At 74.4% G+C, this 25608-nt stretch carries 25 protein-coding genes and 1 riboswitch; of the genes, 21 read left to right on the top strand and 4 right to left on the bottom strand.

Translation table 11 applies throughout. The annotated features are described in order from the left end of the window. Positions 1–10: 10 nt before the first annotated feature. From ACIBFB_RS02875 to ACIBFB_RS02865, 3 genes are all read left to right on the top strand, one after another. Positions 11–1348: an aminotransferase class V-fold PLP-dependent enzyme gene (locus tag ACIBFB_RS02875; protein ID WP_397225526.1), complete on the top strand. Its 1338-nt coding sequence runs from the start codon at positions 11–13 to the stop codon at positions 1346–1348. A gap of 200 nt (positions 1349–1548) precedes the next feature. Continuing rightward, on the top strand, positions 1549–2265 hold the full coding sequence (locus ACIBFB_RS02870; protein WP_397225524.1) for an SAM-dependent methyltransferase: 717 nt from the start codon (positions 1549–1551) through the stop codon (positions 2263–2265). Further along, a complete protein-coding gene (locus tag ACIBFB_RS02865) occupies positions 2256–2798 on the top strand; it encodes a DinB family protein (RefSeq protein WP_397225522.1) in 543 nt (180 codons plus the stop codon). Before ACIBFB_RS02870 ends, ACIBFB_RS02865 begins: the two co-directional genes overlap by 10 nt. Before the next feature lie 36 nt (positions 2799–2834). On the opposite strand, the gene ACIBFB_RS02860 is transcribed toward ACIBFB_RS02865, so the two are convergent. Next, a complete protein-coding gene (locus tag ACIBFB_RS02860) occupies positions 2835–4949 on the bottom strand; it encodes a primosomal protein N' (RefSeq protein WP_397225520.1) in 2115 nt (704 codons plus the stop codon). 179 nt (positions 4950–5128) lie between these two features. Between ACIBFB_RS02860 and fmt the strand changes: the two genes are divergently transcribed. From fmt to ACIBFB_RS02810, 10 genes are all read left to right on the top strand, one after another. Continuing rightward, complete coding sequence (fmt, locus tag ACIBFB_RS02855; protein ID WP_397225518.1) at positions 5129–6064, top strand: methionyl-tRNA formyltransferase; 936 nt, start codon at positions 5129–5131, stop codon at positions 6062–6064. Positions 6065–6150: 86 nt separating this feature from the next. After that, positions 6151–7617: an RsmB/NOP family class I SAM-dependent RNA methyltransferase gene (locus tag ACIBFB_RS02850; RefSeq protein ID WP_397225516.1), complete on the top strand. Its 1467-nt coding sequence runs from the start codon at positions 6151–6153 to the stop codon at positions 7615–7617. Positions 7618–7752: 135 nt separating this feature from the next. Beyond that, positions 7753–8424 carry a ribulose-phosphate 3-epimerase gene (gene rpe / locus ACIBFB_RS02845; protein ID WP_397225514.1) on the top strand — a complete coding sequence of 224 codons (672 nt, stop codon included), beginning with the start codon at positions 7753–7755 and terminating at the stop codon, positions 8422–8424. Positions 8425–8601: 177 nt separating this feature from the next. Next, positions 8602–9621, top strand: coding sequence for a phosphatase PAP2 family protein (locus tag ACIBFB_RS02840; RefSeq protein WP_397225512.1), 1020 nt, complete (start codon positions 8602–8604; stop codon positions 9619–9621). 69 nt (positions 9622–9690) lie between these two features. Next, positions 9691–9821: riboswitch (FMN riboswitch) on the top strand. A 109-nt stretch (positions 9822–9930) separates the two neighbouring features. After that, on the top strand, positions 9931–10563 hold the full coding sequence (locus tag ACIBFB_RS02835; protein ID WP_397225510.1) for a riboflavin synthase: 633 nt from the start codon (positions 9931–9933) through the stop codon (positions 10561–10563). 81 nt (positions 10564–10644) lie between these two features. Continuing rightward, a complete protein-coding gene (locus ACIBFB_RS02830; protein ID WP_397225508.1) occupies positions 10645–11937 on the top strand; it encodes a bifunctional 3,4-dihydroxy-2-butanone-4-phosphate synthase/GTP cyclohydrolase II in 1293 nt (430 codons plus the stop codon). 82 nt (positions 11938–12019) lie between these two features. Then, positions 12020–12493, top strand: coding sequence for a 6,7-dimethyl-8-ribityllumazine synthase (gene ribH / locus ACIBFB_RS02825; protein ID WP_397225506.1), 474 nt, complete (start codon positions 12020–12022; stop codon positions 12491–12493). Positions 12494–12528: 35 nt separating this feature from the next. After that, on the top strand, positions 12529–12990 hold the full coding sequence (locus ACIBFB_RS02820; protein WP_397225504.1) for a PH domain-containing protein: 462 nt from the start codon (positions 12529–12531) through the stop codon (positions 12988–12990). A 113-nt stretch (positions 12991–13103) separates the two neighbouring features. Beyond that, positions 13104–14264 (top strand): XdhC family protein, encoded by a 1161-nt coding sequence (locus ACIBFB_RS02815; protein ID WP_397225502.1) that lies wholly within the window; start codon positions 13104–13106, stop codon positions 14262–14264. Positions 14265–14389: 125 nt separating this feature from the next. After that, positions 14390–15010 (top strand): NTP transferase domain-containing protein, encoded by a 621-nt coding sequence (locus ACIBFB_RS02810; RefSeq protein WP_397225500.1) that lies wholly within the window; start codon positions 14390–14392, stop codon positions 15008–15010. A gap of 125 nt (positions 15011–15135) precedes the next feature. Here ACIBFB_RS02810 and ACIBFB_RS02805 read toward each other — a convergent pair whose 3' ends face one another. The 3 genes from ACIBFB_RS02805 to ACIBFB_RS02795 form a co-directional block, all read right to left on the bottom strand. Beyond that, positions 15136–17838 (bottom strand): protein kinase, encoded by a 2703-nt coding sequence (locus ACIBFB_RS02805; RefSeq protein WP_397226396.1) that lies wholly within the window; start codon positions 17836–17838, stop codon positions 15136–15138. 207 nt (positions 17839–18045) lie between these two features. After that, positions 18046–18300 carry a DUF2470 domain-containing protein gene (locus ACIBFB_RS02800; RefSeq protein ID WP_397226394.1) on the bottom strand — a complete coding sequence of 85 codons (255 nt, stop codon included), beginning with the start codon at positions 18298–18300 and terminating at the stop codon, positions 18046–18048. Between the two features lie 236 nt (positions 18301–18536). Then, a complete protein-coding gene (locus ACIBFB_RS02795; RefSeq protein WP_397225498.1) occupies positions 18537–19079 on the bottom strand; it encodes a YceI family protein in 543 nt (180 codons plus the stop codon). A 135-nt stretch (positions 19080–19214) separates the two neighbouring features. On the opposite strand from ACIBFB_RS02795, the gene ACIBFB_RS02790 reads away from it, so the two are divergent. The 8 genes from ACIBFB_RS02790 to nusB all read left to right on the top strand — a co-directional run bounded on the left by ACIBFB_RS02790 (position 19215) and on the right by nusB (position 25598). Then, on the top strand, positions 19215–19691 hold the full coding sequence (locus ACIBFB_RS02790) for a MarR family winged helix-turn-helix transcriptional regulator (protein ID WP_397225496.1): 477 nt from the start codon (positions 19215–19217) through the stop codon (positions 19689–19691). A gap of 41 nt (positions 19692–19732) precedes the next feature. Beyond that, positions 19733–20440: an SseB family protein gene (locus tag ACIBFB_RS02785; protein WP_397225494.1), complete on the top strand. Its 708-nt coding sequence runs from the start codon at positions 19733–19735 to the stop codon at positions 20438–20440. Between the two features lie 72 nt (positions 20441–20512). Further along, positions 20513–21499, top strand: coding sequence for a prepilin peptidase (locus tag ACIBFB_RS02780; protein ID WP_397225492.1), 987 nt, complete (start codon positions 20513–20515; stop codon positions 21497–21499). 45 nt (positions 21500–21544) lie between these two features. Beyond that, on the top strand, positions 21545–22726 hold the full coding sequence (aroC, locus tag ACIBFB_RS02775) for a chorismate synthase (RefSeq protein WP_397225490.1): 1182 nt from the start codon (positions 21545–21547) through the stop codon (positions 22724–22726). A 136-nt stretch (positions 22727–22862) separates the two neighbouring features. Continuing rightward, on the top strand, positions 22863–23378 hold the full coding sequence (locus tag ACIBFB_RS02770) for a shikimate kinase (protein ID WP_397226392.1): 516 nt from the start codon (positions 22863–22865) through the stop codon (positions 23376–23378). Continuing rightward, positions 23375–24475: a 3-dehydroquinate synthase gene (gene aroB, locus ACIBFB_RS02765; protein WP_397225488.1), complete on the top strand. Its 1101-nt coding sequence runs from the start codon at positions 23375–23377 to the stop codon at positions 24473–24475. The genes ACIBFB_RS02770 and aroB overlap by 4 nt, the downstream gene beginning before the upstream one ends. 149 nt (positions 24476–24624) lie before the next feature. Further along, positions 24625–25185, top strand: coding sequence for an elongation factor P (efp, locus tag ACIBFB_RS02760; protein WP_397225486.1), 561 nt, complete (start codon positions 24625–24627; stop codon positions 25183–25185). After that, positions 25185–25598 carry a transcription antitermination factor NusB gene (gene nusB / locus ACIBFB_RS02755; protein WP_397225484.1) on the top strand — a complete coding sequence of 138 codons (414 nt, stop codon included), beginning with the start codon at positions 25185–25187 and terminating at the stop codon, positions 25596–25598. Before efp ends, nusB begins: the two co-directional genes overlap by 1 nt. The last annotated feature ends 10 nt before the right edge of the window (positions 25599–25608 follow it).

Raw genomic sequence — 25608 nt, 5'->3', positions numbered from 1 at the left:
GAGGTGCATCTTGACCACGGTTCATCACATCCACACCCCGCGCCCGCACGAAGCCGCCGAGTGCTCGATCGTCGCCGCCGACGCCGGCGTCCCCCTCGTCACCGGCGAGCGCGTCGACTACGCCAACTTCGACTACGCGGCCAGCGCCCCGTGCCTGACCTCCGTCGCCGAGGCCCTGTCGGACGCCCTGCCCTACTACGCCAGCGTGCACCGCGGCGCGGGCCACCACTCCCAGGTGAGCACCGACGCCTACGAGCGCGCCCGCCGCAGCGTCGCCCGGTTCCTGGGCACGCGCACCGAGCCCGCCGACGCCGTGGTGTTCGTGCGCGGCACCACCGACGCCCTCAACCTCCTGGCGCGCGCCGTGCCCGAGGGCTGCACCGTGGTCGTCTTCGAGTCCGAGCACCACGCGAGCCTGCTGCCCTGGGAGCACCCCGCCTCCCGTGCGGGCAGGGTCGTGCGCCTTCCCCTGCCCGAGTCCCCCGAGGCCGCCGTCGCCGCCGCGGGGCGGGCCCTGAGCGAGGCCCCCGGCGGACCGACCCTGCTGTGCGTCACCGCGGCCTCCAACGTCACCGGCGAGATCTGGCCGGTCGAGGACCTGGTCCGGGTGGCCCACGCCGAGGGAGCACGGGTGGTGGTCGACGCCGCCCAGTACGTGCCGCACCTGCCGTTCAGCCTCGCGGCCACCGGCGCGGACTACGTCGCCCTGTCCGGGCACAAGCTCTACGCCCCCTTCGGCTCCGGTGTGCTGGCCGGGCGTTCCGACTGGCTGCGCGCGGCCACCCCCTACCTGTCCGGCGGCGGGGCCACCCGACTGGTCACCGAGCACGAGGTCCGGTGGAACGACCTGCCCGCGCGGCACGAGGCGGGCAGCCCCAACGTCCTGGGCGCCGTCGCCCTGGCCGCGGCCTGCGACACCTTCACCCCCGCCACCCAGGAACTGCTGCACATCCGCGAGTCCGCCCTGCTGGAGCGGCTGCGCGCGGGACTGGCCGAGATCCGCGGGGTCCGCGAGCTGAACCTGTGGGGGAGCGACCACACCCGCGTGGGCATCGTGTCCTTCACCGTGGACGGACTTCCGGCCGAACTGTTGGCCGCCGCCCTGTCGGCGGAGTACGGGATCGGCGTGCGCGACGGGCTGTTCTGCGCCCACCCCCTGACCCGCCACCTGCTGCCCGAGGGGCACACGCAGGCGGTGCGGGCGAGCCTGGGCGTGGGCACCACGACCGAGCACGTCGACCGGCTCGTCGGGGCGGTCGCCGCCCTCGTCGGGCACGGCCCCCGGTGGGAGTACGCGGACTGCGACGGACGGCTGGCGCCGGTCCCGGATCCGCGCAACGTGCTCTGAGGCCGCACGGTGCGCGGTTCCCTGCCACGGATCCCGCGCGGATACCACCCAGACGGAGAACCGGGGCACGAATCACCCGACCCTGTGCGACGGATCACTTTCCCGGGGGTAGCATCGGGCCCTGACGGCAGGGCGTGCTACGGACGGTCCCGATCGGATCCACGCGCCGTGCCTCCCGGGAGCGGACCGGCTGGGGGAGCGTGATCGTGACGGACGTCCGAGGATCGAAGGCAGGCCCGCTCACGGCCGCGTCCCAGCGGCCGGATCCCGTGCCGGTCCCCGGGCAGCGGTCGCGCGTCGTCGGCCTCGGCCGTCGGGCGGACACCCGGCTCCCCGACCCCCGCCACGCCGAACGGCTGCGTCTGCACGAGCGCTTCCTGGGCCGCGTCGTCGACTACCTGTGCGCCGACGCCGGCGTGGACCAGTTCGTCGACTGGGGGTGCGCCGTACCCGGCACCGTCGCACGCGTCCGGGAACGCAGACCCGACGCCGCCGTCGTGCACGTCGCGCCGCACGGCACGGCGGGCGTGCTCCCCGCCGCCGACACCGCGGTCCTCTCCGGCGACGGGGCCGACCCCGCCACGCTCCTGCACCGGTTGCGCACCTGCGGCCTGGTCGACCTCGACCGGCCGCTCGCCGTCCTGCTGACCCGTCCCCCCGCCGCCGACACGCCGCCCACGTGGATCGGCGACCTGCACTCGCTCATGCGCGGCGGCGGATTCCTCTGCCTCACCTCCACCGCCCCCCACGCGGCCGTGCGCGACGCCCTTGCCCCGTTCCGGCCCGTGGAACCGGGCGTCGCCGACATCGCCTGGTGGCCCTACCCGGACGAGGACGTGTCCGCTCCGGGCAGCGGTGTCCGGGGCGGACTGGGCCGCGCGGCGGCACGCACGGGGAGACCGGGCCCGTGGCGGTGAACTGGACCGGGGAGACACTGGCGCAGCTCCAGTTCTACTGGGAGTACTCGCTGTGGCCGAGGTTGGACGGCCTCTCCGACGCGGAGTACCTGTGGGAGCCCGTTCCCGGCTGCTGGACGGTACGCCGGAGGCCGGACGGACGGTACGCGCCCGACGGCGCCGTCTCCGAACCCGACCCGCCGCCGGTGACCACCCTCGCGTGGCGGCTCGGCCACATCGTCGTGGACGTGCTGGAGACACGGGTCAACCGGCACTTCGGCGACCGGACGGCCACCCGGGAGACGATCGACTGGCCGAGCGGAGCCGAGGACGCCCGGGCCCGGCTGCACGCGGCCTACCACGCGTGGTGCGCGCACGTCGGGGAGCTCGACGACGAGGCGATGTCCGCGCCCGTCGGCGCGGCCGAGGCGCCCCAGTGGGCGGAGTTCCCGATGGTGGCGCTGGTCCTGCACCTGAACCGGGAGATCTTCCACCACGGGGCGGAGATCGCCCTGCTCCGCGACCTGTACCGGGCCGGGTACGCCAGGGGCTGAGGTGCGAAGACCAGCGGATCCGCCGCCAGCGCGGGGTCAGACCACGTGCAGCGGGTCCACCCTGACCTGGGCCAGGTGCTCGTCGCGGCGTGCGCTGCGGGCGGAGGCGGCTGCCTTCAGCGCACGGGCCAGCGCGCCGACCCCGCCCCGGGGCACCCGGAGCAGGGCGCGTTCGGTGCGGGCGGCGTCGTCCCGGGTCCCCTCCCCGGACGGGGCCACCGGGACCGGTCCGAGCAGTTCGGTCCCCTCGGGCAGGTCCAACTGGTCGAGCAGTTCGCGCACGTGTTCGGGCGCGCCGGTGACCGAGGCCATCGTGACCGCCGGGGGGAACCCGAGTTCGCGCCGGTCGGCCAGCTCGCGTTCGGCGAACCCGGCCGGATCCCAGCGCACCAGGGACTGCACGACGGGCAGGCCGGCGTCGGCCGACACCACCACCGTGCCGCCCTGCCGGACCAGGGCCGAGGCGTTCGCCCATCGGCGCAGCGCCTCCTCCTGCGCCCGCAGGTCCATCCGGTTGAGCAGCGCCCAGCCGTCCAGCAGCACGGCCGCCGCGTACCCGTTCTCGGCCGTGGGCTCGGCGCCCGGGGTGGCCACCACGATCGACGGCCGGTCCGCGACCGCGGACAGCACCTCGTCCCTGCCGGACGTGCGCACGGCCAGCGAGGGGAAGGCCCTGCCCAGCTCCTCGGCCGTGCGCCGGGCGCCCACGACGACCGCGCGCATCCGCGTCACGCCGCACTCCGGGCACGCCCACTGCCCGGCCACCCGGCCGCACCAGCCGCACGAGGGCATGGCGTGCGAGCCGTGCACCGCCAGAGGGCCCCGGCACGCGTCGCACCGCGCGGGCTCGCGGCACCCGGCGCAGGCCAGCGCGTTGAGGTAGCCCCGACGCGGCACCTGGAACAGCACCGGTCCGGTCTGGGCCGCGTCCCGGGCCACGCGCAGGGACAGGCTCGGAAGGCGCGCCGAGCGGGCCGCCTCGTCGCGGGCCAGTTCGCGGTCGTCCCCGGCGGCGCGCACGACCGGAGCCCGTCGTCGCAGCGTGGCCCGGTCCGCCGCCAGTGGGAGCGCCCACCCCGACTCGACCAGGAGCTGGGCGTCGGTGGTGCGGGTGTGTCCGCCGATCAGGGCCCCGGCGTCGGCGCGGTGCGCGCGCATCGCCAGGACCGTTCGCGCGTGCGGGTAGGGAGCGTGCGGATCCACGTGGAGGTCGTCGCCGTCGTCCCACAGCACCACCAGGCCGAGGTCGCGCACGGGGGCGAAGACCGCCGTGCGCGAGCCCACCACCACCCGGACCCGCCCGTGCAGCAGCGACAGCCAGTGCCGGTACCGGGGGGTGGGTCCGAGGTCGGAGGGCAGCGCGACGTGCCGTCCCCCACCCAGACGCCGGGTCAGGGCCGCGTCCACCGCCTCGACGTCGCGGCTGCGCGGGACCACCACCACCGTGCCGCGCCCCGCCGCCAGGGCGGCCTCCGCGGCGACCGCGATCGCGTCGGCCCAGTCGCCGCCCGGCAGGGCGTTCCACACCGCTCGCGCCGCTCCCCCCTCGCGCAGCGCCGAGAGGAAGGCGGGCCCGTCCGGGTAGTCCGCCCACGGGCCGGGGTCCGGTTCCCGCGGGGGAGACGCCTCGTCAGCGTCGTCCGTGCCGGGGGACTCCGCCTCCGCCACGGGCCCGGCGTCCGGCTCCTTCTCCACGCGTGCGCGGCGCGGCGGGACGGCCAGACGGACCACATCGTTCAGCGTGCCCGCGTACCGGTCGGCGACCGCCCGGGCCAGCCGCAGGATCTCCGGGGTGAGCACCGGCACCGGGGAGACCACGGACCGGAGGTAGGACAACGGGCCGGAGAACTCCGACCGCTCCACCCGCTCCGCGATGAATCCGCTGAGCACACGGTGTTTGAACACCACCGTCACGCGGCACCCGGGGACGGCGGCCTCGTCCAAGTCGGCGGGGACGCGGTAGTCGAAGTAGCGGTCCAGGTGGGGGAGCGGGGTGTCCACGATGACGCGCGCGACCGGGAGCCGCTCGGCGGGGCGCCTCGGGGCCGGGCGGCGCGCCTGCTCGGCTCTGGCCCTCGCCGCGGCTCTGGGGTCCGCCAACTCCGCCAGGTCGAAGAGTCCGTCGTCGGGCGGGTCGGACTGTGCTGTCATCACCCACTGGTCTACCAGAAGCCGCGGACACCGCCAGCGGTCCGCGGCGCCGTGCGGCCCGCACGACTGGTAGAACTGGGACCCGTACGGACCGTGCGCTCGGGCGTCACGCGATCCGGGCGCCCGGGGCACGCGGCGGCCCGGAGGCGGTGCCCGGAGCAGTGGAGGGGACCCCGATCATGAAGCTCGTCTTTGCTGGAACGCCGGAGGTGGCGGTGCCGTCCCTGCGGGCGCTGATCGACTCCGACCACGAGGTCGCCGCGGTCGTCACCCGCCCCGACGCGCGCTCCGGACGCGGGCGGAAGATGTCCGCGAGCCCGGTCGCCGAGCTGGCCGAGAGCGAGGGGATCGAGGTGCTCAAGCCGGAGAGGGCGGGCGACCCCGACTTCCTGGAGCGGCTCGCCGAGATCGCTCCGGACTGCTGCCCGGTGGTGGCCTACGGAGCCCTCCTGCCCCAGCGTGCCCTGGACGTGCCCAAGCACGGCTGGGTGAACCTGCACTTCTCGCTGCTGCCCGCCTGGCGCGGAGCGGCCCCGGTCCAGCACGCCGTCCTGCACGGCGACGACGTCACGGGCGCCTCGACCTTCCGGATCGTCAAGGCGCTCGACGCCGGTCCGGTCTTCGGCACCCTCACCGAGACCGTGCGCCCCACCGACACCAGCGGCGAACTCCTCGACCGCCTGTCCGTCTCCGGCGCCGAACTCCTCGTGCGCACCGTCGACGGCATCGCGAGCGGCCAGCTCAGCCCGGTGCCGCAGGAGACCGACGGGGTCTCCTACGCGTCCAAGCTCACCCCCGAGGACGCCGAGCTCGACTTCACGGCCCCCGCCCAGCGCGTGGACCGCGTCGCTCGCGCGTGCACGCCAGCGCCCGGCGCGTGGACCACGTTCCGGGGGACCCGGCTCAAGGTGGGCCCGGTGACCCCCCTGCCCGACGCCGACACCCCCGCCCTCGACCCGGGGCAGGTGCACGCCGACAAGCGCCGCGTGGTCGTGGGGACCAGCACCCACCCGGTCCTCCTGGGCGAGGTGCGGCCCCAGGGCAAGCGCGCGATGGCGGCCGTGGACTGGGCCCGTGGCGTGCGTCCCGCCGAAGATGACCGCCTCGGCCGCTGAGCTGCCGTAGTCTCGACCTGACGTGAACGGGCCTCCCGGCCCGCTCCGGCCAGACCCCGTCCCCGGTTCGTTGAGGCAGAACACCGTTGAGCGAGCAGTCCCGATCCCCGTACCGCCGACCCCGACGCGGCCGGAAGCCCGCGCAGGGCGCAGGCCGGGACGCCTCCGGACCGCCCAAGCCCCGTGATCCGGCCCGCCGCGCGGCCTACGACGTTCTGCTCGCCGTCGAGCAGCGCGACGCCTACGCCAACCTGCTGCTGCCCGCCCAGCTCGCCGACCGGGGCATCAGCGGCCGCGACGCGGCCCTGGCCACGGAGCTCACCTACGGGACCCTCCGCCACCAGGGCACCTACGACGCGATCCTGGAGGCGTGCGTCGACCGCACGCTGGCCTCCGTGGACCTCGAGGCGCTGCCCCTGCTGCGCCTGGGCGCCCACCAGCTGCTGTCGACGAAGATCCCCTCCCACGCGGCCGTGAGCGCCACGGTCGACCTGGCCCGCAAGGTGGTGGGGCACCACCGCGCCCGGTTCGTCAACGCCGTCCTGCGCAAGGTCTCCGCGCGCGACCTGGAGGCGTGGACCGGGGTCGTCGCGCCCGACCGCGGCACCGACCCCAGCGGGTACCTGTCCGTCGTGCACAGCCACCCGCGCTGGGTGGTCAAGGAGTTGGCCCGTGCCCTCGGGGAGCGGTCCGCCACCGGACTGGTCGAGACCGAGCGCCTGCTCGTCGCGCACAACGAGCGCCCCCGCGTCACGCTCGTGGCCAAGCCCGGCCGGTCCACGGTCGCCGACCTGGTCGCCGCGGGCGCGGAGGAGGCGCGCTACTCGCCGTTCGCCGCCTACCTGCGCGCGGGCGACCCCGCCGCCGTCCGCGAGGTCCGCCAGCACCGGGCCGCCGTGCAGGACGAGGCCAGCCAGTTGGTCGCGCTGGCCCTGACCCGGGTGGACGCGCACGGGGACGACGCCCTGTGGCTGGACATGTGCGCGGGCCCCGGCGGGAAAGCGGGACTGCTGGCGTCCCTGGCCGGACAGCGCGAGGCGCGCCTGCTGGCGTCGGAGGTCCAGCCCGCCCGCGCCGGGCTGGTGGCCACGGCGGTCCGCCGCGCCCCGCGCGACGCGGGTCGGGTCGTGGTCGCCGACGGCACCGCCCCGGCGTGGCGGCCGGGGGTCTTCGACCGGGTCCTGGTCGACGTGCCGTGCACGGGGCTGGGGGCGCTGCGCCGCCGCCCGGAGTCGCGGTGGCGCCGCACACCGGAGTCCGTGACCGCCCTGGCCCCGCTCCAGCACGACCTGCTGGCCAGCGCGGTCGAGTCCGTGCGCCCCGGGGGAGTGGTCGCGTACGTGACCTGCTCGCCGCACCTGGACGAGACCGACGGGATCGTGCGCCGCGTGCTCGGCGAGCGCGACGACCTCACCCTGCTGCGCGCCGCCGACTACCTCGACGGGATCCCCGACCTGGCGGCGGGCCCCGAGGGGAGGTACGTCCAGTTCTGGCCGCACGTCCACGGGACCGACGCCATGTTCCTGGCGCTCCTGCGCAGGTCCGAGGCGTGACGGCGGCGGGGACGGGCGCACCGCGAGTCGGGGTCCGGTGCGCCGGGGCGCCGTGAACCGGCGCTCCGGCGCGTCCGCCCAGGCCGGCACGCCTCCCCGCTCGGGCGCCCGCGGGCCGCTGGCTACACTTCGGGTGTGGCAATCCAGATCTCACCCAGCATCCTCAGCGCCGACTTCGCCCGCCTCGCGGACGAGGCGGCCGCCGTGTCCCCGTCCGCCGACTGGCTCCACGTCGACGTCATGGACAACCACTTCGTCCCCAACCTGACGCTCGGCCTGCCGATTGTGGAGTCCCTGCTCAAGGCGGCCTCCACACCCCTGGACTGCCACCTGATGATCGAGGACCCCGACCGCTGGGCCCCCGCCTACGCCGAGGCGGGGGCGGGCAGCGTCACCATCCACGCCAAGGCGGCGGGCGCGCCCGTGCGCACCCTGCGCGAGATCCGCCGGCTCGGCGCCCGCGCGGGGCTGGCCCTCAACCCCGCCGAGCCGGTCGAGCCCTACGAGGACCTCATCGGCGAGATGGACATGCTCCTGCTCATGACGGTCGAGCCGGGCTTCGGCGGCCAACGGTTCCTCGACATGGTCCTGCCCAAGATCCGCAAGGCCCGCGAACTCCTCGACAACCGCCAGTCCTCCGTCTGGCTCCAGGTCGACGGCGGTGTGAGCGCCGAGACCATCGAGCGCGCCGCCGAGGCCGGGGCCGACGTGTTCGTCGCCGGGTCGGCCGTCTACGGCGCCCAGGACCCCGCCGCGGCCGTCGACACCCTGCGTTCCCTGGCCGCCAAGGCCAGCCCGCTCGCATAACGATCCCGGCGCACCGCCCGGGTGGCTCTGTTCACCCGGGCGGCGCCCGTTCTATGCTTCGCGACCGAAGTCATCGAATCCGCTTGGCCGCGGCTCCGTCTTCCCCTCGCGCCCGCGCGATCCGGGGGAGCGGCGCGGCGTGAGCGCGTCGCCAGGCGCGGACCCCTGGAGTGCGCGTTGACCGCTTGGACACCCGAGCACCTGGCCATGGACGCCCTGTGGGAGGCGGAGACCGCCCCCATCCTGTGGGTGCAGGGCTGGGGCGACTGGCTGGTCCTCCCCCTGGGACTCGTCACCGAACTCGGCTCGCAGACGTTCATCGTCCTCCTGCTCGCCCTGGTCTTCTGGTGCGTCCACGCGGGCACGGGCGCCCGGCTCTTCGTGGCCGTGGTCGGCTCCGGCGCGGTCAACTACCTGCTCAAGGCCGTGCTCTTCGGTGCACGCCCCTCCTGGTTCAGCCCGCACGTGACCGCGCACGCCGTCGAGTCCAGCTTCGGCGTCCCCTCCGGGCACGCCCAGTCGTCCACCGTGCTGTGGGGCTACCTGGGCGTGCGCTCCGGCCGCCGCGGCTGGATCGCCGCGGCGGCCGTCCTGGTCGCGCTGATCTGCCTGTCCCGCGTCTACCTGGGTGTGCACTTCCTCAGCGACGTCCTCGCCGGCCTCCTCGTCGGACTGGCGCTCCTGTGGGCGGTCCTGCGCTGGGAGGACCGCGTCCTGGCCTGGTGGCGCGGCCTGCCCACCGCCGCGTGGGTCGGCTGCGCCCTGGCGGTCTCGGTCGCGCCCTGTCTCGCGGCGGCCCTGTGGCAGGGGCTCGCACGCGCCGACTGGGCCGCGCCCGCCGACTGGACGGGCGCGGTTCCCGCCGACCCGGCCGGGGCCTCGCTGACCGGTCTGGCCACGGCGTGCGGCGGCCTGCTCGGCGGGATCGCCGGGTTCACCGTGCTCCACGCGCGCGGGTGGTACCGCGCCGACGGCGCCCTCACCGCACGCGCCGCCCGCTTCGTCCTGGGCGTCTCGGTCATCGTCCTGATCCGTGTCCTCGGCGACCTCCTCCTCGGCGGCCTGACCGGTCCCGCCGAGGCCGCAGCCGAGTTCGCCGTGTACGCGCTCATCGCACTGTGGGCCTCCCTCGGTGCGCCCGAGACCTTCGTCCGCAGCGGCCTGGCCCGCCGCGCGGATCAGGGGGCCAACCCGTGAGTAGCCTCACACCGCCTAGGCTTCCGGCCCAACGACCAGGTAGTATCCGGGCAGTTAGACGACAGTCGAACGCGTGCTCCGGGGTCGGTGAAAGTCCGAACCGGCGGTGACAGTCCGCGACCCGGCCGAAGCCATCGGCCGGTTGAACCGGTGGAATTCCGGTACCGACGGTGAGAGTCCGGATGGGAGGCAGTACGCGTTGGGACGGGTCCGACCGCCGTGTCACACGTGCGCCGTCGGCCCCGACCGCCGTGGACCCGATCCACACCCCTGCCCCGGAGCGCCATAAGGCGAAGGGAAGGCAAGGGCGTGTTCACCGGAATCGTGGAGGAACTCGGCGAGGTCGTGTCCATCGAACCCGCCGGTACCACGGGCGAGTCCCTCCTACTGACCGTGCGCGGACCCCTGGTCAGCTCCGACGCGGGCCACGGCGACTCCATCGCGGTCAACGGCGTGTGCCTGACCGTCGTCGGCCGGGGTGAGGGCACCTTCACCGCCGACGTCATGAAGGAGTCCCTCGACCGCTCCTCCCTGGGCGCGCTGGTCCCCGGCTCGCCGGTCAACCTCGAACGCGCGGCCCGCGCCGACGGCCGACTCGGCGGCCACATCGTGCAGGGCCACGTCGACGGCACCGCGAGCCTGGTCTCCCGCGCCCCCGGCGACAACTGGGACGTCCTGCGCTTCGGCCTGCCCGCCGACCTGTCCCCGTACGTGGTCGAGAAGGGGTCGATCACCGTGGACGGCACCAGCCTGACCGTGTCCGCCGTGAGCGCCCCCGGCGCCGCCGACGAGTACTTCGAGGTCAGCCTCATCCCCGAGACCCTGCGCGCCACCACCCTGGGCGCGCTCGCCGTCGGCGCCGCCGTCAACGTCGAGGTGGACGTCGTCGCCAAGTACGTCGAGCGCATCGCCGCCGTCACCGCCGCCCGCGACCGCGGCTGACTCCGACGGGCGGCCACCCGAGGGCGGGATCCGGGTCGCCACCCACACACCACACCACCCAGTCATCTCCAGGGAGCGGTAATGACCGTCACCGACACCACGCCAGGGGCCACGGACGCCACCGGACCGGCCGTGGTCCTCGACTCCATCGACGACGCGATCGCCGACTTCGCCGCCGGCCGCGCCATCGTGGTCGTGGACGACGAGGACCGCGAGAACGAGGGCGACATCATCTTCGCCGCCGAACTCGCCACCCCCGAACTCCTGGCGTTCATGATCCGCCACACCTCGGGTGTGGTGTGCGTGCCCATGGAGGGCGGCGACCTGGACCGACTCGACCTCCCCCTGATGACCGCCCGCAACGAGGAGAGCCTGCGCACCGCGTACACGGTGACCGTCGACGCCCGGGAGGGCGTCACCACGGGCATCTCCGCCGCAGACCGGGCGCGTACCATCCGCCTGCTGGCCTCCGCCGACAGCCGCCCCGTCGACTTCGTCCGACCCGGCCACATCCTCCCGCTGCGCTCCCGCCCGGGCGGCGTCCTGGCCCGCCGGGGGCACACCGAGGCCTCCGTCGACTTCGCGCTTCTGGCCGGACTCCGCCCCGCCGGGGTCCTGGCCGAGGTGGTCAACGACGACGGCACCATGGCGCGCCTGCCCCGCCTGCGCGCGTTCGCCGACGAGCACGGACTGAAGCTGGTCTCGGTCGAGCAACTGGCCGCGTACCGCGTCGCGCTCGGCCACACCCTCACCCCCGAACAGTCCGCGCCCCCGCTGGTCACCCGCATGGTGGAGACCCGCATGCCCAACCGGCACGGCGAGTGGCGGGCACTCGGGTTCAAGGGCACGGCCGACGGCGCCGAGCACGTCGCACTCGTGTACGGCGACCTGACCGACGGCACGGACGTCCTGGCCCGCCTGCACTCGGAGTGCCTGACCGGCGACGCCTTCGGCTCCCACCGGTGCGACTGCGGCGCCCAGCTGGACGCGGCCATGGCCGACATCGCCGAGGAGGGCCGCGGCGTGGTCGTCTACCTGGGCGGCCACGAGGGGCGCGGGATCGGGCTGCTGCACAAGCTGCGCGCCTACAGCCTCCAGGACGAGGGCGTGGACACCGTCGACGCCAACCTGCGGCTGGGTCTGCCCGCCGACGCGCGGGAGTTCGGCGCGGGCGCCCAGATCCTCACCGACCTGGGAATCTCCTCGGTGCGTCTGCTGTCCAACAACCCCGCCAAGGCCGAGGGCCTGGCGGCGCACGGCGTGCGCGTGGTGCGGCGGGTGGCCATGCCCTCGTTCGTGACCAGGGACAACATCACCTACCTGCGCACCAAGCGCGACCGGATGGGACACGATCTGAGCGGTGTGGCCCAGTAGGATCCGATCCGCCGCCCCGTCAGCCGCCGCTCTCGCGCGTCGGCGCCGGCACCCCATCCGCATCCGAACACAGGGAGTACACATGAGCGGTGAAGGTCGCCCAGCCACCCAGGGGCTCGACGCCTCGGGGATGTCGGTGGGCATCGTCGTCACCCGTTGGAACGCACAGATCGTCGAACCGATGCTGGCCCGGGCCATGGAGGTCGTCAAGGCCTCGGGCGCCGCCGAGCCGGTCGTGGTCCGGGTGGCGGGCGCGGTCGAGATCCCCGTGCTCGCCCAGGAGCTGGCCCGCAAGCACGACGCCGTCATCGCCCTGGGCGCGGTCATCCGCGGCGGCACCCCGCACTTCGACTACGTGTGCCAGTCGGTGACCCACGGGCTCACCGAGGTCGCACTGCGCGAATCCACCCCCGTGGGTAACGGCGTGCTCACCTGTGACACCCTGGAGCAGGCACGCGACCGCGCGGGCCTGCCCGGAAGCGCCGAGGACAAGGGCGCGGAGGCGGCCTGGGCGGCCCTGGACGCGGCGGCGGCGCTGCGCGGACTACGGCGCTGAACCTGGAGCAGTCGGTGAGAACGAGGGAACGACCGGTGGACGAGACGGCGGGCGGGCCCGCGCTTCCGAGGACCTGGCGGCCGCGGGCGGTGCGGATCGTCGCCTACGGGCTGGGACTGCTGGTCATGGCCACCATGGTCGTGCTCACGGTCATCCTCCCCGACGACTGGCGACCGCAGGACCGGGTGCTGCTGGTCCTGCTGGGCGCGGCGATCGCCGCCGCCCTCCACCTGCTCGCCCGTCCCAGGCTCGTCGCCGCCGAGGACAACGTGACCGTGGTCAACGGCATCCGCACCCACGTGCTGGCGTGGCCGGAGATCGTCGACATCCGCATGCCCGTCGGCGAGCCCTGGCCCTCGGTGGACCTCTCGGACGGCACCACCCTCGCGGTGATGGGCATCCAGAGCGCCGACGGGGAGCGGGCGCGCCGCGACCTGGAGGAGTTCCGCGCGATGCTGCACGAGCGCGGCGAGGCACGCGAGCCCGGCGACTCGTAGAGATCTACCAGGGGGGTCCCCGTTTCTTGGCGGAACGGGGACTCCCTTCGGTTTGCGCGGGGCACATACGTTGGTAGCGAAGGTCATATGGGGGAACGCGGAAGGGGTACCGAGTGCGGGACATCCGAGCGGCCGTGGCCGATCTCCACGCCTCTGGTGAGACGTTCGCACTGGCCACGGTGATCGACACCGACAAGAGCGCGCCGCGCGACCCCGGGGCCGCCATGGCCGTGGACGACTCGGGCGAGGTCGTCGGCTCCGTCTCCGGCGGTTGTGTGGAGGGGGCGGTCTACGAGGAGGCCCTGGAGGCCATCCGCACGGGACAGCCGGTCCGCCGCACCTACGGGGTGAGCGACGAGGAGGCCTTCAGCGTCGGGCTGACCTGCGGCGGCACGCTGCACGTGTTCGTCGAGGCGATCAGTCGCGCCACCTTCCCGGAGCTGGGATCGGTGCTCGCGGCCGTCGACGAGCACCGGCCGGTGGCGGTCGCCACCGTCGTGGCCGACCCCTCCGACTCCGGCCGTCTGGGCCGGCGCAGGGTCGTGTGGCCCACCCGCGCCGAGGGCGACCTGGGGCCGACCAGCGGCCGTCTCAGCGACGCCCTGGACGACGACGTGCGCGGCATGCTCGCCCAGGGCAGCACGGGCCTCCTGCGCTACGGCGTGGACGGGCAGCGGCGCGGCGACGCGCTGGAGGTCTTCGTCCAGTCCTTCGCCCCGGCCCCGCGCATGCTGGTCTTCGGCGCGATCGACTTCGCCGCGGCCGTCGCCGACCTCGGCTCCTACCTCGGCTACCGGGTCACGGTCTGCGACGCGCGCCCGGTGTTCGCCACCTCCAAGCGCTTCCCCACCGCCGACGAGGTGGTCGTGAAGTGGCCGCACGTGTTCGTGGACGAGATCGCCGACCAGATCGACGAGCGCACGGTCGTGTGCGTGCTCACCCACGACCCCAAGTTCGACGTCCCCGTCATCAAGGCGGCGCTGGCCACCCGCGCGGGCTACATCGGCGCGATGGGCTCGCGGCGCACCCACGAGGACCGGCTGGAGCGCCTGCGCGAGGCCGGTGTGCGCGAGGAGGACCTGGAACGCCTGCACTCACCGATCGGGCTGGACCTCGGGGCCAGGACCCCGGAGGAGACCGCGGTGTCCATCGCGGCCGAGCTCGTCCAGACGCGGTGGGGCGGGAGCGGTCGCGCCCTGCGGGAGACGAGCGGCCGCATCCACCGCGACACGCTCCCCCTCGTTCCGGCCGGATTCGGTCAGCTCCACAGGTGAACCGAATTCCGACCCCCCGTGAACTGCCTGGTCACGGAGGGGTCGGCGGTATGCGCCCGAAAGCCGCACGCCTCGCCCGCCGCGCGTTCGTCACGGATCGTCCCGCCGCGTGGCATCATCGCGTCATGGTGACTGGGGACACGGCGGACACGGGGAGCGAACGGGCGGGCACGGTCGCGGGGCTGCTGTTGGCGGCGGGATCCGGGAGCAGACTGGGGCGCCCCAAGGCCCTGGTGGAGGTGGGCGGACAGCGTCTGGTCGACCGGGGTGTGCGCACCCTGGCCGAGGGCGGCTGCGTGCCCGTGCTGGTGGTGCTGGGCGCCGCCGACACCTCCGTGCACGGAGCCCTCACGGTGCTCAACCCGGACTGGGCCAGCGGCATGGGCTCCTCGGTACGGGCCGGAATCGACGCCCTGCCCGACACGGTGGACGCCGTCCTGGTCGCCCTGGCCGACCAGCCGCTGGTCACCGCCGAGGCGGTGCGCCGCCTGCTGCACCTACACGCGCAGGGCGCCCGGGCCGCCGTGGCCACCTACGGCGGCAACCCGCGCAACCCGGTACTGCTGGGCCGCGAGCACTGGTCCACCGTGCACGCCATGGCCGTGCGCGACGTGGGAGCGCGCCCCTTCCTACGCACCTACTCGCACCTGGTGACCACCGTGGCCTGCGACGACATCGCCAGCCCCGAGGACATCGACACCGCCGAGGACCTCGCGCGCGTCCGGGACCTGATCGACGGTCCCTGACCCGTCCGCGCACCCGGTTCCCGGCACGGCGACCCCGAGGGGACCGCGCCGGAGGCGTCGTTCGAGGGCGGTGGACGCCGACGACGCGGGGGCGCCGCGAGGCGGACGCCCGGAGGCGGCGCAGCCTAGCCCAGCAGTCCGTCCAACGGGATGAGCACCCCCGAGCCCAGCGCCACCAGCCCCGTCGACAGCAGGACCAGCGCCATGAACAGGGAACCCGCCACGGCCAGCCGGAAGGCGGCCAGGCGGCGGCGGGCGCGGGAGGAGTTGCGCTGGCTGGCCGCCGACCGTCCCAGCAGCACCAGCACCACCGACAGCACCACCGGCAGCCACCACGCGGTCTCCACGGGCTCGGGCAGCAGCCCGGTCACCACGCCCGCCGCGCGCGACAGCCCCGCCAGCACGCCGTCGCGCGCCGACTCCACCAGGCCCGAGTACACCGAGGTGACGAACGCGCTCTCCGGGTAGAAGCCCTCGTCCGGGCGCAGGACCCGCCCCAGCCCGTCGACCAGGCCGAGCAGCGCGGCGGGGTAGGCGAACCGGCGGCACCGGCCCGCCCGCATCGCCCGCTGGATCTGGTTCATCGTCCGGTCGACGCGGCGCCTGGCCCGTTCCTGGGCGCGTTGCGACCGCGAGGTCTCCTCCCCGTTCCGCGGATCCGGGGCCCCGTACCCGTAGGGTCCCGCCGCCGGCGGCTGGTCCGGCCGGGTCGGGGCGGTGGCCGCCTGGGCGCGGCGCCGGCGGGCTCCGTCCCAACGCTCCCTGGCTCCGTCCCAGCGCTCGCGCGCCGCCCCGGACAGCGACGCCCACCGGTCCTGCCGCCGGGCCCGTCCGTCGGCGCGTTCCCGTTCGGAGACCAGCCCCCCGACCCGGACCGCCTCGGGCAGCAGGAGCGCGGCGGTGACCAGGGCGGCGCGGATGGCGACCGTGTCACCGCCCCTGCCGTCGCGCAGGGCCAGGCGCCGCTGTTCGACCCACCAGGGCGCGTGCGGAGCGGCGCTGCGCTCGGTCGGGTGCCACGACTGGCGGCGCAGCACCGAGCGGTGGGCCGAGGCGGAACCGGGGTCCAGGACCAGCTCGACCGCACGGGCCCACGCGGAGTCCACCTCGTGCGGCTCGGGTCGCCGGGGCGCGTCGGCGCCCGATCCGACCAGCCGCTCGACGGTCTCGACCACCTTGCGCATGACCAGCGGGACCTCGTGCTGGACCCGTTCCAGCAGGGCGCACCGGCCGGACCCGCCCGAACGGCAGGACGGGTGCGGGCACCAGTGCTGCGCCGCCAGCCCCACGGCTCCCGCCGCGACCGCCTCGCGCACCACCGCGTGACGGCTCGCCTCGCCGGAGGCCAACGCCAGGAGTCCGTCCGCGCCGATCTCGTGGCCGCGGAACCGGGGCGGCATGCCCGGGACGTAGCGGGCCGCCAGCGCGCTGATGGCCACGTGCGCCAGCTGGGGGCTGTCGTCGAGCCCGGTCAGGTACGAGCGGTCGAAGGTGTAGTCGTTGACCTCGCGGTCCAACCAACTGCGCAGCTCCGGCCAGTGCGTGCGCAGCCACATCGCGCCGGTGTCGGAGCGGTCGAGCAGGTCGAAGGCCAGGCTGGGCGGGTCCTCGTGGCTGGCCCCGGCGAAGACGATCGGGCGGGTGCGGCGCGCGGTCCGGATCTGGGGCCGCTCACCGGCCAGCCACTGGGCGACCTCGTCGTGGCCCCACCGGGCGGAGGGGGAGGGCGCGAGCAGGCCGCGCACGAGCAGGCGCCAGCGTTCGTCGGTGACCGCCGAGACGTCGACCTCGGTGTTGCGGGCGGTGAGCCAGTTGCCGCCGCGCTCGGGGCGGCGGCCGGTGACCAGCTCGTGGACCATGACGCCCAGGGACCACCAGGCGGCCGGGGCCTCGCGGCGGCCCTCGATCACCTCGGGGGCGGCGTAGTCCTCGGTGACCGCCAGCCCTCCGTACACACGGCTCATCGTGGCGCGGACCGCGCCGCCGAAGTCGGTGAGGGCGACCACGGGCGGGTCGAGGGAGCGCAGGAGGAGGTTCTCGGGCTTGACGTCGGTGTGGTTGTGCTGGAGGTCGTTCTGCCAGTGGTGCAGGCACTCGGCGACGGCGGAGACCACCGCGCGGGCGCGCGCGTCGTCCAGCGGGGCCTCGTCCATGACCGTGCGCAACGATCCCAGGGAGAAGTACTCCTGTGCCTCCCAGGCCAGGCTCTCGCCCCAGGAACTGGAGGCGGTGCCGTAGCCCTGGACGGCGGGGGTGTGCGGTGAGGCGGTGCCCCGGGCGCGCAGGCGGTCGAGGAGTTCGCGGTTGACGTCGTGCCCGGGCCGGTACACCTTGAGCGCGAGCCGGCGGCCGGGGGCGTCGGCGGGCTCGGCGAGGTAGACGACGGCCTCGCCGCCCGATCCCAGGTGGCCGAGGATCCGGTAGCGGCGGCGCAGGTCGGTGGGGACGGCGTAGTCCAGGTCGCCCGCGGGCCCGACCACCACGCGGGAGACCACGCGGGTCAGCCAGTCCAGGACGGGGCCCAGGAGCGTTCGCCACCAGCCGCCGCCCGGGCCGTCGGGCGTTCGGCCGGCGGCGGTGCCGCGAGTCCGCGCGGTCCGGGGCTCCGGAGCGTCCGCGCGGGTGCCGCCGGGCAGGACGCCGGTCCTGTCCGCGGCGGGCCCGACCACGCGCGTGGGCGCGTCGTCCTCCGTCTGGGCGGAGCCGGGCCGCAGCACGCGCGTGACCCACCGCGTGGCGCCCGCGGCGGGTCCGGTCCGCGTGGTCGGCGCGGTGGGTTCGATCCTTCGGGTCGGCGCGTTCTCGTCACCGGGTTCGGGCGTGACCATCGAGGTCGGGGCCACCCTTCGGTAGCTGGTCGGGTGAGGTGTCCGGGGGATCGGCTGACCCTTCCACACTAGGTGCTGGGACGCGCCGCGCGCGGTGGGGCCGCCCGGGCCGCCGTTCACCTCCGTACCCCCTTGGACTCCCGGTGGCCCGTGGGAGTTCCGGGGCGCCGGGCACGGAACGGCCGACCGCGGTGCGCGGCGGGAGCGTCAGTGGCCGCGCGGTGCGACGCCGAGCCGCTCGCAGGCCTCCCGGTACATGCGCACGACCTCGGCGCGGATCTGGGCGCGCTCGGTGAGCGGACGCGCCCAGGGGATGCGGACGGCGAGCTCGACGCCCCGCACCGTGACCGCGTAGTCGCCGCCGTCGCCGTCCAGGCCGGTCATCCGGGCCGCCGTGGCCCCGGGATGGCCGCCCAGGGCGCGGCAGATGACGAGGGTGTCCTCCGGGTGGTCGCCGTTCATGTGCGCGGTGACGGCGGTGACGACCTCGTCGGAGAAGGGGTTGGCGGGCACGTGGACTCCCGTGGTCTGGTCGCGGACGCGAGTGGGGGAGGGCGCCGTGCGCCCTCCCCCACTGACGATAACCGAGGCCCCGCCTTTTCGTGACAGTGTGTCGTCACGTTGGGCCGGACAGCCGTTCCCCGCGTCGGACGACCAGGTGTCCGCCCACGCGGCCCGGCGCGGGGTCCCCCGGGCCCCTAGGCCTGCCGGGTGAACTCGGCGTCGATCTCGATCGCGATCTTGTCGCCGACGACCACGCCGCCGCCGTCCATCGGCAGCTCGATGTCCACGCCGAACTGCTTGCGGCTGATCGTGGTGGTGGCGGAGAACCCGGCGCGCTCCAGGCCGAAGGGGTCGAGCGTGGAGCCGTTGAACTCCAGCGCGAGCTCGACCGGGTGCGTGACGCCCTTGATCGTCAGGTCGCCCGCGAGGACGAACTCGTCGCCCTTGGCCTTCAGGCCCGTGGAGCGGAACGAGAACTCCGGGTGCGTCTCGACGTGGAAGAAGTCGGCGGACCGGACGTGGTTGTCGCGGTCGGCGTTGTCGGTGTTGATCGAGGCGGCGTCGATGGTCGCGACCACCGAGGACCGGGTCGGGTCCTCCGGGACGGTGAGCGTGGCCTCGAACTTCTCGAAGCGCCCGCGCACCTTGCTCACCATCATGTGGCGTACCGAGAAGCCGACCACCGAGTGGGCGGGGTCGATGTTCCAGGTGCCTGCCTTGAGTTCCTGCGCTGCCATGGTGTGTCTCCCTCGCTGGCGGGACCCGGGCGAGGTCCCTCTCTCTTGCTTGCAACAAGGTAGCGCAGAAGTATCTTCCTTGGAAGGGGAATGATTCGGCCAGCCCCTCCCGGGCCGCGTCGATAGGATGGAGAGATGGAGAATGCCACCTGGCTCGACGCCGACGAACAGCGCGTCTGGCGCGGCTTCCTCAGAGCCAACGCGGCGCTCTACCACGACCTGGAGAAGGACCTGCGCTCCCGGTGCGGGATCTCCCTCGTCGAGTACGGCATCCTCGTCCACCTCTCCGAGGCCGAGGGCCGACGGCTGCGGATGCGGGTGCTCGCCGACAGCGTCATCGTGTCCAAGAGCCGCCTGTCCCACCAGGTCGCCCGCCTCGAACGCGACGGGTTCGTGCTCCGTGAGCACTGCGACGACGACCGGCGCGGACTCTGGGCCGTCCTCACCGACGAGGGGGCCGCGCTCCTGGACCGGGCCGCCCCCGGCCACGCCGCGTGCGTGCGCACTTTGCTGTTCGACCGGTTGGACCGCTCCCAGGTCGCCCAACTCGGTGAGATCGTCACCGCACTGGAGGGTGAGACCCGCGTGCCCCGGGGACAGGGCTCCCCCTGAGCCACGCCGCCGCGCGGCGGCGCCCGGTAGAGTCGGGCCCTGTGAGCAGACCATCCATCATCGGCGCCCAGAAATTCCGTGACGACGACGGCAGCGCCGACCCCGAGGTCGAAGCGCGCCTGCGCGACCACGCGGCGGGCCGCGTCGGCGACCGCCAGGTCCTGTCCGTGCTCGCCGGTTCCCGGGTGCTCATCCCCGTCGTCGCCGTGGCCACCGAGACGGAGACCGGCGCGGCCGGGCTCACCAAGGACAAGGCGAGCGAGGTCGCGGTCCCGATCATGACCGGCAAGGACGGCCGTCGCGGGGTGCTCGCCTTCACCTCGGTGGACGCGGTCCGGCGCTGGCGCCCCGACGCCCGCCCCGTCCCGTTCACCACCCAGGACGCGTGCAAGGCCGCCGTGGAGGAGGGCGCCGACGCCCTGGTCCTGGACGTCTCCGGGCCGCTGCCCTACACCGTCCAGGGGCGCTTCCTCGGTCTGCTCGCCGAACACGGCCACGTGCCCGAGCCCAAGGAGGACCCGCAGGTCCTCGCGCTCGTCTACCGCGTGACCCACGCCGAGTTCGGGATCGGGCGCGTGCGCGTGCACGACTCCGAACGGGCCGAACTCGGCATCCGCCTCGAACTCGACCGGCGCGACGACGAGGCCCTGCGCCGGGTGGCCGAACGGCTGCGGGCCGAACTCGGCCACGTCCTGCCCGGCGGGATCGAACTCAGCGCCGTCGTGCGGGCCCGCAGGGACCGGGACTGACCGCGCCCGGGTCGTCCACAGGCCGGCGTCGGGCACTGTCGCCGCGCCCGTTTCGACGGTAACTTTCCGACTATGACCACCCCCGCCCTGTCCTCGCTCCCGCCCCAGCTCTGGCTGGTCACCGCCGCCGTCGCGGTCCTGCTCGGGCTGTGCGGAGCGCTGGTCGGCCTGGCCACCGGACGCCTCGTGCACCTGTTCGGGGCCGCCCGCCCGGGCCCGCCCGGCCAGCGCGCCGGGGCGCCGGAGCCGCGCGACTCCCGCCGGGCCGAGGGCGGCGCCGCGTCGGCGGGGGCCGCGGATCCAGGCGACGGCGCCGCCGCAGCCGGGCCGGACACGGTGGCCGACCCCGTCGACGAGGACGAGGGACCGCCCCCGCCGCGCTGCCCGCACTGCCTGGCCGAACTCCGCTTCGTCCGCGCCCTGCCCGCCGTGGCCGACCGCGGCTTCCGCCGGACCGGCCGTTGCCCGCACTGCGAACGGGTCGTGCGCCCGCACCCCGCGGTCGTCGTCGCCACCGCCGTACTCTTCGGCCTCACCGGGGCGCTGGCCGTCCACCAGTCCTCCTCGTTCCCGTTCGGGCACCTGGCCGTCCTGTGGCTGGTGGTCACCGGTGTGCCGCTGGCCGTCGTCGACATCCGTGTCCTGCGGCTGCCCAACGACCTCCTCGCCCCCGCCTACCCGGTGGCGGGACTGCTCGTGACCGCGGCGGTCCTGCTCGCGCCCGGCGGCCCCGACCTCGACGCGGCCGTGGACGCCCTCACGGGCATGGCCCTGGTCACCGTGTTGTTCTGGCTGCTGTGGCGCGTCAACCCCAGGGGCCTGGGCTTCGGCGACGTCAAGATCTCCGGCCTGACCGGCCTGTACTGCGGGTGGACCGCGGGACCGCTGGGCGCCCTGGTCGCGGTCTTCTGGGCCTTCACGGCGTTCAGCCTGGTCGTGGCGGCCCTCCTCGTGTCGCGCCGCGTCGCCCGGCGCGATCCGTTCCCGTTGGGGCCCTTCCTGGTCGCCGCCACCCTCGCCACCGTGCTGGCCGGGCGGCCCCTGGTGTCCGGATGGTGATATCCGATGCCGCGTCCGGCGACGATCCATGGGAGGATCGTGGACATGTTGCGTTGGCTGACCGCGGGGGAGTCCCACGGACCGGCACTCGTCGCGATTCTGGAGGGCCTTCCGGCCGGTGTGTCCGTCACCTCTGACGACATCGCCGCCGCACTGCTCCGCCGCCGCGCCGGGTACGGCCGTGGTGCCAGGATGAAGTTCGAGAAGGACGAGGTCTCCGTCATCGGAGGCATCCGACACGGCCGGACCCAGGGGGGACCGGTCGCGATCGAGGTGGGCAACACCGAGTGGCCCAAGTGGGAGAAGGTGATGTCTCCCGATCCGGTGCCCGCCGAGGAGCTGGAGGGCGTGGCGCGCAACGAGCCGCTCACGCGCCCGCGCCCCGGGCACGCCGACCTGGTCGGCATGCAGAAGTACGGCCACGAGGAGTCCCGGCCGATCCTGGAGCGCGCCAGCGCCCGTGAGACCGCCGCCCGGGTCGCCGTGGGCGAGGTCGCCCGCCAGTTCTGCCGTCAGGCGCTGGGCGTGGAGATCCTCAGCCACGTCGTGTCCATGGGCCAGGTCGAGGTGCCCGAGGGCTCGCCCGAGCCCCGCCCCGAGGACCTGGCCGCCGTCGACGCCGACCCGGTGCGCTGCTTCGACGCCGAGACCAGCGCCCGCATGGTCGAGGAGATCGACGACACCAAGAAGTCCGGCGACACCCTCGGCGGCGTGGTCGAGGTGCTGGCCTACGGACTGCCGCCCGGTCTGGGCAGCCACGTCCACTGGGACCGCCGTCTGGACGCCCGGCTCGCCGGCGCCCTGATGGGGATCCAGGCCATCAAGGGCGTCGAGGTCGGCGACGGCTTCCGCACGGCCGCGCGCCGCGGCTCCGTCGCCCACGACGAGATCGAGCCCGGCCCCGACGGCGTGCGCCGCCGGACCAACCGCGCGGGCGGTGTCGAGGGCGGCATGACCACCGGCGACCCGCTGCGCGTCCGCGCCGCGATGAAGCCGATCGCCACCGTCCCCCGGGCGCTCGACACCATCGACACCGAGACGGGCGAGCCCGCCCAGGCCCACCACCAGCGCAGCGACGTCACCGCGGTCCCGGCCGCCGGTGTGGTCGCCGAGGCCATGGTCGCGCTGGTCCTGGCCGAGGCCGCCGTGGAGAAGTTCGGCGGGGACTCGGTGGCCGAGACCGCGCGCAACCTGCGCGGATACCTGGACTCGCTCACCATCCGCTGAGGCGGCGGGCCCGGCCCGGCGCCGGGCCCACCGCGGGGCGGCCCTCCGCCGGACGGAGGGCGACGAGGAAGAACGGCTGATGTCCCCGCGTACGCGGGGCGGACCAAGGCAGGCGAGTGTGGCCAGAGCGATCGCGGTGCTCATCGGATCCCCGGGGTCGGGGAAGTCGACCGTCGGGCGGGCGCTGGCCGAGCGCCTCGGCGCGGATCTGCTGTGCACCGACACCGAGATCGAGAAGCGCGCGGGCAAGCCGATCGGCGACATCTTCGTCCAGGACGGCGAGGACCGCTTCCGCGCCCTGGAGCGCGAGGTCGTGGCCGAGGGGCTGCGGTCCTGGGAGGGCGTCATCGCGGTCGGCGGCGGCGCCGTCCTGAACGAGGACACCCGCGCCGACCTTGCCGGACACCACGTCGTCTACCTCCAGGTCGAGTTCGCCGAGGCGGCCAAGCGCGTCGGCATGGACGTGGCCCGGCCCCTGCTCGCGGGCAACCCGCGCACCAGGCTCCGCAAGCTGCTCGACGAGCGGCTGCCCGTCTACGAGGCCCTGGCCACCGTCACCGTGCCCACCACGGACCAGCACCCCGAAGAGATCGTCGACGCCATCCTGCCCACCCTCGGGCACGGGCGGACGACGGGAAAGGCCCAGCAGTGACCGTGACCCGGATCGGTGTCGGCGACTCCTCCGGCCGCTACGACGTGGTGGTCGGCAGCGGAATCCTCTCCGAGCTGCCCGCACTGGTCGGACAGGCGGCCCAGGTCGCCGTGGTCCACCCCGAGGGACTCGGCGAGATCGCCCGCCCCGTCGTCGGCGTGCTGGAGGCGGCCGGTCACACGGTCCGGCCCATGCCCGTCCCGGACGGCGAGGCCGCCAAGACCGCCGCCGTGGCCGCCGACCTCTGGTCCCGCCTGGGCCGGTACAGCTTCACCCGCAGCGACGCGATCGTCGGCGTCGGCGGCGGCGCCACCACCGACCTGTCCGGTTTCGTCGCCGCCTCCTGGCTGCGCGGCGTCCGCTCGGTCCTGGTGCCCACCACCCTCCTGGGCATGGTCGACGCCGCGGTCGGGGGCAAGACCGGCATCAACACCCCCGAGGGCAAGAACCTCGTCGGAGCCTTCCACCCGCCCGCGGGCGTCCTGTGCGACCTGGCCACTCTGCCGAGCCTGCCCCGCGCCGACTACGTGGGCGGCCTCGCCGAGGTCATCAAGGCCGGGTTCATCGACGACCCCGTCATCTGCGACCTCGTCGAGGACGACCCCGAGGGCGCCACCCGCCCCGAGGGCAAGCACACCCGCGAGCTCGTCGAACGCGCCGTCCGCGTCAAGGCCGACGTCGTCTCCGGAGACCTCAGGGAGAGCGGTCGCCGCGAGATCCTCAACTACGGCCACACGCTCGGCCACGCCATCGAGCGCGCCGAGAACTACACCTTCCGGCACGGCTACGCGGTCTCCATCGGCATGGTCTTCGCCGCCGAACTCGCCCGCCTCGACGGCCGCATCGGCGCCGACCTGGTCGAACGCCACCGCTCCCTGCTCACCTCGGTCGGCCTGCCCGTGTCCTACGCGCCCGAGGCCTGGCCCGAGCTGCGGGCCGCGATGAGCGTCGACAAGAAGGCCCGCGGCGCCACCCTGCGCTTCGTCGTCCTGGACGCCCTCGCAGCCCCCGCTATCCTCAGCGCTCCCGCACCCGAGCTGCTGGACACCGCCTACCGCGCGGTCGCCGGCGGCACCCGCGTCCCGCGAAGCCACTAGACTGGCCGCAGGAGGGGTGCGCCCCAGGCTGCCCGCCGTCGCTGGTCAGGACGCGGACAGCCGCGGAGCCGCGCTCCGAACCACCGAGCACCGACCGGAACAGCGCGTCCGGTCCCCGACGTGTCACACCCCTGGGAGAGACGACCGAAGTGGCCACGACGAACGACATCAAGAACGGCAAGACCCTGCGACTCGACGGCGTCCTCTGGAACGTCCTGGAGTTCCAGCACGTCAAGCCGGGCAAGGGCGGCGCGTTCGTCCGCACCAAGCTGAAGAACGTCCTCACGGGCAAGATCGTCGACAGGACGTTCAACGCCGGTGCCAAGGTCGAGTTCGCCGACGTCGACCGTCGTGACATGGAGTACCTCTACAACGACGGCACGAACTTCGTGTTCATGGACTCCTCCACCTACGAGCAGCTCGAGGTCGGGTCCGCCGTCGTGGGCGACAACGCCAACTTCCTCCTGGAGAACACCAAGGTCACGGTGGCCACCAACGAGGGCAACCCGCTCTACGTCGAGCTGCCCGCCGCCGTCGAGATGGAGATCACCCAGACCGACCCCGGCGTCCAGGGCGACCGCTCCACCGGCGGCACCAAGCCCGCCACCGTCGAGACCGGCGCCACCATCCAGGTTCCCCTGTTCATCACCACCGGCGAGCGCGTCAAGGTCGACACCCGCACGGGTGACTACCTCGGGCGAGTCAACTGATGAGCGGAGCACGGCGCAAGGCCCGCCGACGCGCGGTCGAGGTCCTCTACGAGGCCGAGGTGCGCGGCATCTCGGTCGAGGACGTCATCCAACGCCGCAGGGCCCAGCCCGAGCCGCCGATCAACGAGTTCACCGAGAACCTGGCCCGCGCCGTCGACGAGCGGCGGACGCGCATCGACGAGCTGCTGGGCGCCTACGCCATCGGCTGGACCCTGGAGCGCATGCCCGTCGTCGACCGCAACATCCTGCGGATGGGCGCCTACGAGCTGCTGTGGGCGCAGGACATCCCGGACGGCGTCGCCATCGCCGAGGCCGTCGGTGTGGCCAAGGAGCTGTCCACCGACGAGTCGCCGAACTTCGTCAGCGGCCTTCTGTCACGCTTGATGGAGAACAAGGCGCAGCTCGCCCTCTGACGGCCGCCGC

The sequence above is a fragment of the Nocardiopsis sp. NPDC050513 genome, assembly GCF_044457925.1.
GTDB lineage: Bacteria > Actinomycetota > Actinomycetes > Streptosporangiales > Streptosporangiaceae > Nocardiopsis.
This window is presented reverse-complemented; position numbering and strand designations above follow the sequence as displayed.